Consider the following 8,822-nt stretch of genomic DNA (forward strand, 5'->3'; position numbering starts at 1 on the left):
AGTTCAACTACGTGCTGGCGCGGTGGCCGAAGGACTTCCCGCTGACCGCCGAGGCCGAGAACGGCAAGGCGCGGGCGTCCACGATGCTGATGGGTGTGCCCGGCGGGCGGCGCTACTGAGGTCACGAGCTTGCGTCCGGGACGCGCCGCGCTGCGCAGACCTGCCAAGACGATGTGCACGCGAACCCACCACGCCGCCGCCCGCCTCCGCTGCGCCGGAGCGGGCCGGTGAAACACGTGCTGCGCCGCACGGCGTTCTTCTTCCGCTACGCGTGGCTGTTCAGCCTGTTCGTCAACCTGGCGATGCTGACGCTGCCGCTGTACATGCTGCAGGTGTACGACCGCGTGCTGGCGTCGCGCAGCCTGCCCACGCTGGCGATGCTGACGCTCGGCGCCGCGTTCGTCTACGCCGTCTACGTCGGCCTCGAGATGCTGCGCTCGCGCGTGCTGGTGCAGGCCAGCGTTGCGCTCGACCGGCTGCTCGGCGCGCAGGTGCTGGGCGAGGTGTTCGCGCGCGCCGCGCAGCCGCTCGGCGAGCGCCACGCCGGCGCGGTGCGCGACGTGGCCACGCTGCGCCAGTACGTGACCGGCTCGGGCCTGTTCGCGTTCTTCGACGCGCCGTGGAGCCTGGTGTTCCTGGCGATCATCTTCGCGATCCACCCCTGGCTGGGCGCCACCGCGCTGCTGGGCATGCTGGTGCTGCTCGCGCTGGCGCTGGCCGACGAACGCCGCACCCGGCCGCTGCTGCTGCAGGCCAACGCGCTGGCGCGCCAGGCAGGGCGCGACGCCGATGCCGCGGTGCGCCAGGCCGAGGCGGTCGAGGCGATGGGCATGCGCGCCGCGGTGGTTGCACGCTGGTCGGCGCGCAACGACGAGGTGCTGCGTGCGCAGTCGCAGGCCAGCGACCGCTCGGGCAGCATCGTCGCGACGTCCAAGGGGCTGCGGCAGCTGCTGCAGGTCGCCATGCTGGGGCTCGGTGCCTACCTCGTGATCACGCAGCACCTGAGCGCGGGCACGATGATCGCCGCGACCATCCTGCTGGCGCGCGCCACCGCACCGCTCGAGCTGGCCATTGCGGGGTGGCGCGGCTTCGTCGACGCGCGCGCGGCGTACGCCCGGCTCGCGGCGCTGGTCGACCGCGCGCCGTCGGCGGCGGCGGCGCTCGAGCTGCCGGCGCCGCGCGGCGCCGTCGAGGTCGACCGCATCGTGGTCGCGCCGGTGGCCGACCGACCGCCGGTGCTCAAGGGCGTGTCGTTCGACGTCGCCGCCGGCGAGTGCGTCGCGGTGATCGGGCCGAGCGCGGCGGGCAAGTCGACGCTGCTGCGTGCGCTGCTGGGGCTGTGGCGACCGCAGTCGGGCTGCGTGCGGCTCGACGGGGCCGACGTGGCGGATTGGCCGCGCGAGTCGCTGGCGCCGCACGTGGGCTACCTGCCGCAGGACGTCGAGCTGCTGGCCGGCACGGTGGCCGAGAACATCGCGCGCATGGGGCCGATGCCGCAGAGCTCGCAGGCGGTGGTGGCTGCGGCGACTCTGGCCGGCGCGCACGAGATGATCCTCAAGCTGCCGGGCGGCTACGACACGGTGATCGGCGACGCGGCGACGGTGCTCAGCGGCGGGCAGCGGCAGCGCATCGGGCTGGCGCGCGCGCTGTTCGGGCCGCCGAAGTTCGTCGTGCTCGACGAACCCAACTCGAACCTCGACACCGACGGCGAGGCGGCGCTGATGGCCGCGATCCGCGCGCTGAAGGCGATGGGCAGCACCGTGGTGTTCGTCACGCACAAGCCGTCGCTGCTGGCCGACGCCGACCGCGTGCTGGTGCTGCACGCCGGCAGCGTGGCCGCTTTCGGCCCGCGCGACGAGGTGCTGGCGAAGGTGTCGGGCCGGCCGGTGCGCGATGCGCAGCCGGCGACGGCCACGTGATGTGCACGGCGGCCCGATGAGCGGCTTGCCTGCATCCAGCCCGCCGGCCGGCGTCGACGGCACCGACGACCCATTCGTGCGCGGGGCGCGCATCGGGCGCGTCGGCGCGCTGGCGATCGCGGTGCTGTTCGGCGGCGCGTTCGCGTGGCTCGCACTGGCGCCGCTGTCGAGCGCCGTCGTGGTGCCGGCGTCGCTGGTCGTCGAGGACTACCGCCGCCCGGTGCAGCACCTCGAGGGCGGGATCGTCAGCCGCGTGCTGGTGCGCAGCGGCGACCGCGTCGAGCAGGGACAGGTGCTGATGCAGCTCGAGGAGGTGCAGGCCGACGCCGGCGTGCAGGCGCTGCAGGACCAGCTCGACGCCGAGCTGGCCCGCGCGACCCGCGCCGATGCCGAGCGACGGATGCAGCCGCGGCCGCAGTTCCCGCCCGAACTGGAGGCGCGCGCGCAGCCAGGGCACAAGGCGCGGTCGCTGCTGCGCGCCGAGTCGGAGCTGTTCGCCGCGCGCCGTCGGCAGTGGCAAGGCCAGACCGCGCTGCTGCGCAGCCAGGCCGTCCAGGTGCGCGCCGAGATCGACGGGCTGCGCTCGCAGATCGCCGCGGCCGACACGAACCGCCGGCTGCTCGAGCGCGAACTCGAGATGAACCGCGACCTGTACCGGCGCGAGTTCGTGCAGCAGACGCGCGTGATGACGCTCGAGCGCGCGCTGGCCGACAAGGACGAGCAGCGCGGCGAGTACGTGGCCGAGCTGGCCAAGGCGCAGCAGAAGCTCGTCGAGCTCGACCTGAGGGTCATCGCGCTGCAGGACGACTACGTCAAGCGTGCCTCCGACGAGTACACCGAGGCCAACCGCCGGGTGATCGAGCTGCGCGAGCGCCTGCGCCCGATGACCCAGGCCCTCGACCGCCGCGCCGTGCAGGCGCCGGTGGCCGGCGAGGTGGTCGGCCTGCGCGTGCACGCGCCGGGCGCCGTGATCGCCCCCGGCGAGGTGCTGATGGAGATCGTGCCCGCCGAGCCGTCGCTGCTCGTCGAAGGCCGGGTGCGACCCGAGGACGTCGCGGACCTGGCGATCGGGCTGCCGGTGAGCGTGCAGATCACCGCGTTCAAGCAGCGCAGCACGCCGCTGCTGAGCGGCCAGGTGACGTACCTGTCGGGCGACAGCCTGACCAGCGAAGTCGACGGCGTGCCGGTGGCGCACTATCTGGTGCACGCCACCGTCGACGCCGAGTCGACGCGTGACCTGCCGCGGCGCCTGGCCCCCGGCATGCCGGCAACGATGTTCATCGAGACCCGGGCGCGCAGCGCGCTGGACTACCTGCTGCAGCCGCTGACCGACTCGATGCGCAAGGCGTTCACCGAGCCGTAGCGTCGACGATGCGCGGCGCCGACCCCGACGCTGGCCGCCGATGAGCGGGTTTCGAGGCCGGTGCGACGCGCGCCGCGCGGCACCCGCGGCGGGTGGCGAAGTGCACCCGATCGTCGCGGCGGCGTCGGGGCGCGGCGGCGGGAACGGCGCTTCGTTCGCGACGCAGGGTTCGTGCACGGTGGCGCTCGACGGCGAGCTGTACGGGCTGGACGAGCTGCGCCGGCAACTGCAGGTCGACGCCACGTCGCCGGCCGCGGTGGTGCTGGCGGCGTGGCGGCGCTGGTCGACGGCGTGCCTGCCGCGGCTGGACGGCGAGTTTGCGCTGGCGCTGCTCGACGGCGACGAATTGCTGCTGTACCGCGACCCCACCGGCCTGCGCAGCCTGTACTGGGCGGCCACCGGGCCGGGAGCGCTGGCCTTCGCCACGCGGCTGCGTGCGCTGGTGGAGCTGCCGCAGGTCGGCCGGCGCGTCGCGCGGCGATCGCTGCACGAGTACCTGCGCTTCGGCGACATCGCTGCGCCGCACACGCTGCTCGAAGGCGTGCACGCGCTCGAGGCGGGGAAGTTGCTGCGCTGCTCGCCGGCGGGCATCGCCGTGCAGCCACCGCCGGCGCCCGACGCGCCGCGGCCGCCCGCGCAGTTCGACGCGGCAGTCGACGCGGTCGAGGCCGCGCTCGCGCGCAGCGTCCACGAGCGGCTGAACGGCGCGCGCCGGCCCGCGGCCTTCCTCAGCTCGGGCGTCGACTCGTCGCTGATTTGCGCGCTGGCGGCGCGCGAACGCCCAGACCTGCAGGCGATCACGGTCGGCGTCGACGGCACGCAGGACGAGTCGCCGGCGGCGCGGCGCATCGCGCAGCACCTGGGGGTGCGGCACGAGGTGTTGCGCTTCTCCGGCACCGAGCTGGCGCTGGCGTTCGAGCGCCTCGCGACATCGATGGACCAGCCGATGGCCGACCCGGCCACGCCCGCCTCGGTGCTGGCGTTCGACCACTGCCGCGAGCGCCACGACGTGGTGCTCGACGGCACCGGTGCCGACGAGGTGGTCGGTGCGATGCCGCCGCGGCACGTGCGTCTGGCGGTGCAGTACGCCAGCCTGCTGCCGCCGGCTGCGCGGCGGGCGATCGCCGGCGCGGTGCGCGCGGTGCCCGCGCTGGCCGGGTACGCGCCGATCGTCGACTTCGAGCACCCGGCCGACACGATGATCCGCTGGCAGGGCTTCACGCGCCGCGAGATCGAGGCGCTGTGCGGCGACGTCGTGTCGTTCGAGCACACGACCTTCTACCGCACGTTCGCGCGGTTCCCGCGCCCGGCCCACTTCGAACGCTACTCGGCCCTCGTCGACGCGATGCCCTGCGACCGGCTCACGCAGGCGGTGGCGGCCACCGGCGCGACGGTGCGCTACCCGTTCCACGGCCTCGAAGCGAGCGCGCTGGTGCGACGGCTGCGCACCGACTTCCGCGACGCGCCGGGCGCGCCGAAGCGCATCCTGCGCGCCGTGCTGGCGCGCCACGTGCCGCAGCCGCTGTGGGACCGGCCCAAGCACGGGTTCAACGTGCCGCTGGCCGGCATGCTGCGCGCCGACGGGCACCGCCTGGTGCGCACCCACCTGGACCCGGATCGCTGGCGACCGCGGGCGCTGCTGTCGGTGCAGGCACTGGGCGAGCTGGCCCGGCGCTACGAGGCGGGCGAAGAGCGACTGGCGTTTCGGGTGTGGACGCTCGTCGTGCTGGACGCCTGGCTGCACGCCAACGTCGACGCCGCCTGGCCGTGAGCCGTGCGGCGCCGGATGCGGCCCGGCAGCTCGCACCGCCTTTGGACTTGGTTGCCCTCAGTCGGGACCGTGAGGTTCGGGGCTGCGCCAGTGGCACCAGCGTGGATCACTTTCGCGGGCTTGGCCAGCCGCCCCCTTGGAGCAGGGATCCCCGTAGATGGCACGTGACGGGCAGTACGAGTCGATCACATAGAGAGGTCGGCGCTTCGTCTCGTTGAACGTTCGGCCAAGGTACTCACCGATGATGCCGAGCGCGGCGAGCTGCACGCCGCCGAGCAGCAGAATCGCCACCATCACGCTCGGATAGCCAGCGACCGGCTCACCCCACACCAGTGTTTTTACGACGACCCAGGCGGCGAAGAGAAGCGCCGACAGCGACACGGCGAGCCCGGCGTAGCTGGCGACCCTGAGGGGCAAGGTCGTGAACGACGTGATGCCCTCCAGCGCGAGGTTCCACAGCTTCCAGTAGTTCCACTTGCTCGACCCGGCGAAGCGGGGCTCCTGCCGGTAGGTCACCGAAGCCTGCGGATAGCCGATCCATGCATACAGGCCCTTCATGAACCGATGCTGCTCCCGCAGCTGACGCAAGGCCAGCACGGCACGGCCGCTCAACAGACGGAAGTCGCCGGCGTCAGGGGGAATGGGAACGTCACTCAGTCCTTTGAGAACGCGATAGAAGTAGCCGGCACTTGTCTGACGTACCAGCGATTCGCCGTGTCGCTCGGTGCGTACGGCATACACGACGTCGAACCCCTCGCGCCACCGCTCGATCAGTTGGGGAATGACTTCGGGTGGATGCTGCAAGTCGGCGTCGATCATCACAACTGCGCGGCCGCCGGCGTGGTCGAGTCCTGCCGTAAGGGCCAGTTCCTTTCCGAAGTTGCGCGAGAGCGTGATGAGCGCGACCCTCGGATCGGCCAGCTGCAGCGTCCGGAGAATGCTGGCCGACGCATCGCGGCTGCCGTCGTCGACGTACAGGATCTCGCACGGCACGGCCAGTTCATCGAGAACGTGGGCAAGTCGGCGGTGGAACTCCGCCACCGTTCCCTGTTCGTCGTAGACGGGCACCACCACCGACAGGACCGGCCGCGCATGGACTCCGCAGTCGCTGTCGCATTCCGCCGCGCTCGGCAGGCTCACCAGGTCCGACTGGCGGCTCGTCATGCGGCACTTCCCTCGCGAAACGACCAGGCCGCGTGCAGGAGGAAGTTGGTCAGGAACACAACCAGAGTGGCGACGATCTGTACCGCAAGGTAGTGGAGCCCCCACAGGTCTGCACCGATATAGACGAGGACGGCATTCAGCACCCCCGTGCCGAACGCGACCGCAAGGAATCGCGGGACGGCGTCGCGATGCTGCTTGGTGCTCCTGAAGGTAAAACGCCTGTTCAGGGCGTAGTTCACCCACGCACCCAGGGCGGAGCCCGCCACGGTGGCCACGACGGCAGCAACGCCGAACGCCTCCACGAGGACGATGAGTGCAAGGTAGTGCACCGGGGTGGCAGCCGCCCCCACGAGGCCGAAGCGGAACAGCTTGCGCAGCATGTCGTGAGTGTCGCTCCGTGGCCGGGTCCGGCGAGCCTCTCAACGGATTTCCAGCTCGATCCGGTGACTGCCCGGTGGTGTCCGCGATCGCTTGTCGGGCGGAGTGATGCTGATCCAGGCTCTCACGCCGGCATCGTCGGTGACCCAACGCACGAGGCAGGGGAATGCCCAATAGTGCATCTGCGAGATCGCGCCGTACGGTCGCTGCGACGTGACCGTCAACTCCAGACCCCCGGTCGAACGGATGGCGTAGGCATGGGACTCGACGGTCCCGATCAGCAGCCGATGAAATGCCCAGCTCTGCGCCAGCATCGCCTGGGCGCCGATCCCGATGACGATGCTCACCGCGACTGCGGCCGCGACCATCGGCGCCATGATGTATCGCGTCAGCCGCTGCAGCGCCGGCCGCATCCGCAGCTGCAGCGCATCGAGGGCCGCAGCGCCGGCGACGAGCAGGCCGGGCAGCATCACATAGGTATTGCGCCGGCCGACACCGTAGCCCCCGGTGAATGCGAAGGGCAGCACGGCGGCAGCCGCGACGGCGAGTCCGGTGACCACGACCCAGAGGTGAACGGCGGGCCCAGTGCTCGCCGTTGCGCGCCTCCAGCTGCTCGACGAAACCATGCGCCAGCCTGCGACGACGACAGCCACGACGATCAGCAGCGGCAGCCACGTGAGCAGCCTCAAGGTATCGATGCCGCCGCGCATCAGACCGCCCCACGGCGACGCGTCGGGCAGCAGGCTCAGCCACCACGCCAGCCTCCACAGCAGGCCGGCGCCGGCGGCTGTCTCGGCGATCGACGTGGCGCGTTCGATTCTGCCGCGCGAGCTGGGGAACAGGCCGAAGTGGATCAACAGGAAGACGACGGCGCAGCCGACGACGATCGCCAACGGAATCCAGGCCGGCTGCCCGGTCGCTCGCCTTCGCGCGCGTACGAAGTGAATGATCGCCAACGTACCGAGAATCGGCAGGAACTGTTCAATGCCCAACGTGGCGGCGAGTGCGAACACTGCCGTCAGAACGAGCCAGCCCCGTCGCCCGCTACGCTCGAACTCGAGGTACGTCCAGACCGCGAGGGTTGTCAGCAGCGAACCGAACACATAGCCGTAGCCGGCGGCCAGCCAGAGAACCGACTCGAACGTGATCGGGTGGATGGCCAGCACCAATACGGCGGCGAGCGAGGGTGCGACCGCAACGCCGGCGCGCCACAGGAGCTTCAGCAGCAGGGCACAGGTCGCGATGTGACCCATCAGGACGAGGGCGTGCAAGACGTACCAGGGCGCATCGAGTGGTCTTGCGAACCAGGGAAGGTGATAGGTGCCGAGTTGCGTGACCGCCAGGAACAGCCTGCCGTTCCACTTGTGGAGCCAGAAGTGGACCGCATCCCAGAAGCCGTTCAACGTGGCCAGCTCGCACATGCAAACGTCGTCACCCTGGATCCCGCGGGTCCACACGGCTCCGTAGGCCAGCAGTACCGTCGCGACGAGCGTCACATGCGCCCACGCCCGAGACCGATCACGAACGTCGGCGGCGTCGGGTCCCAGGAGCATGGCGGCGGGCTTCGGCATCGCTGCGAAAGTGTCTGAGACCTGTCACCGCGACAGGTCGCGCAGCAAGTCCCGGACCTTCCAGAGGCTGGTGCAGACAACGACGTCGAGAGCCTCCATGTCGGCGGCGCACGGACGCGGCGCGAGCCGGACGAGATGGCCGATGCCTGCCGACCGACCTGCCATGATGTCCGAGTCCTTGTCGCCGACGAAGACGCTGCGGCTCAGGTCCAGCGCCAGTTCATCGCGCGCCCTCAGCAGCATGCCCGGGTTCGGCTTGCGGTCGAAAGACTCGCACCGGTACTCACCGATCCCTTCCGTGGGGTGATAGGGACAGTGGTAGACGCGTGCGATGTCGACGCCACGTTGCCGGAACTCGCCCAGCATCCACGCGGTAAGTCGCCCGAAGTCGGCCTCGGTGTAGTAGCCACGGCCGATGCCGGCCTGGTTGGTGACGACCACCGGCACGTAGCCCAGCTCGACCGCCGTCGAGCACAACTCGAAGATGCCCGGCATGAACTCGAAGTCCTCGACGCGGTGCACGTAGTGCTTGTCGACGTTGATCACGCCGTCGCGATCGAGGAACAGCGCGCGTCGGGGCATGGCTGTCATCGCTCAACGAACAGCTGCTGCGCGCGTGCGTAGTCGTCGGGCACGCCGATGTCGATGAACAGGCC

At 71.1% G+C, this 8,822-nt stretch carries 7 protein-coding genes; 3 read left to right on the forward strand and 4 right to left on the reverse strand.

Translation table 11 applies throughout. The annotated features are described in order from the left end of the window. Positions 1-227: 227 nt before the first annotated feature. The 3 genes from PKC53_RS17500 to PKC53_RS17510 are packed head-to-tail and all read left to right on the forward strand — an operon-like array spanning position 228 to position 5,053. Positions 228-1,919 carry a type I secretion system permease/ATPase gene (locus PKC53_RS17500; RefSeq protein WP_324430954.1) on the forward strand — a complete coding sequence of 564 codons (1,692 nt, stop codon included), beginning with the start codon at positions 228-230 and terminating at the stop codon, positions 1,917-1,919. A gap of 25 nt (positions 1,920-1,944) precedes the next feature. Beyond that, positions 1,945-3,282: an HlyD family type I secretion periplasmic adaptor subunit gene (locus PKC53_RS17505; RefSeq protein WP_324430955.1), complete on the forward strand. Its 1,338-nt coding sequence runs from the start codon at positions 1,945-1,947 to the stop codon at positions 3,280-3,282. A gap of 40 nt (positions 3,283-3,322) precedes the next feature. After that, positions 3,323-5,053, forward strand: coding sequence for an asparagine synthase-related protein (locus tag PKC53_RS17510; protein WP_324430957.1), 1,731 nt, complete (start codon positions 3,323-3,325; stop codon positions 5,051-5,053). A 57-nt stretch (positions 5,054-5,110) separates the two neighbouring features. Here the strand turns inward: PKC53_RS17510 and PKC53_RS17515 are convergent, their stop codons facing one another. Genes PKC53_RS17515 through PKC53_RS17530 form a run of 4 tightly spaced genes read right to left on the reverse strand, consistent with a single transcriptional unit; the run spans position 5,111 to position 8,748 of the window. After that, on the reverse strand, positions 5,111-6,217 hold the full coding sequence (locus tag PKC53_RS17515) for a glycosyltransferase family 2 protein (RefSeq protein ID WP_324430959.1): 1,107 nt from the start codon (positions 6,215-6,217) through the stop codon (positions 5,111-5,113). Continuing rightward, on the reverse strand, positions 6,214-6,597 hold the full coding sequence (locus PKC53_RS17520; RefSeq protein WP_324430961.1) for a GtrA family protein: 384 nt from the start codon (positions 6,595-6,597) through the stop codon (positions 6,214-6,216). The genes PKC53_RS17515 and PKC53_RS17520 overlap by 4 nt, the downstream gene beginning before the upstream one ends. 39 nt (positions 6,598-6,636) lie before the next feature. Further along, on the reverse strand, positions 6,637-8,166 hold the full coding sequence (locus PKC53_RS17525) for a hypothetical protein (protein ID WP_324430963.1): 1,530 nt from the start codon (positions 8,164-8,166) through the stop codon (positions 6,637-6,639). Positions 8,167-8,190: 24 nt separating this feature from the next. After that, entirely contained in the window at positions 8,191-8,748 is a 558-nt protein-coding gene (locus PKC53_RS17530; protein ID WP_324430965.1) for an HAD family hydrolase, read from the reverse strand. Positions 8,749-8,822 lie beyond the last annotated feature (74 nt).

This window comes from Azohydromonas sp., from assembly GCF_035325925.1.
Lineage (GTDB): Bacteria > Pseudomonadota > Gammaproteobacteria > Burkholderiales > Burkholderiaceae_C > Calidifontimicrobium.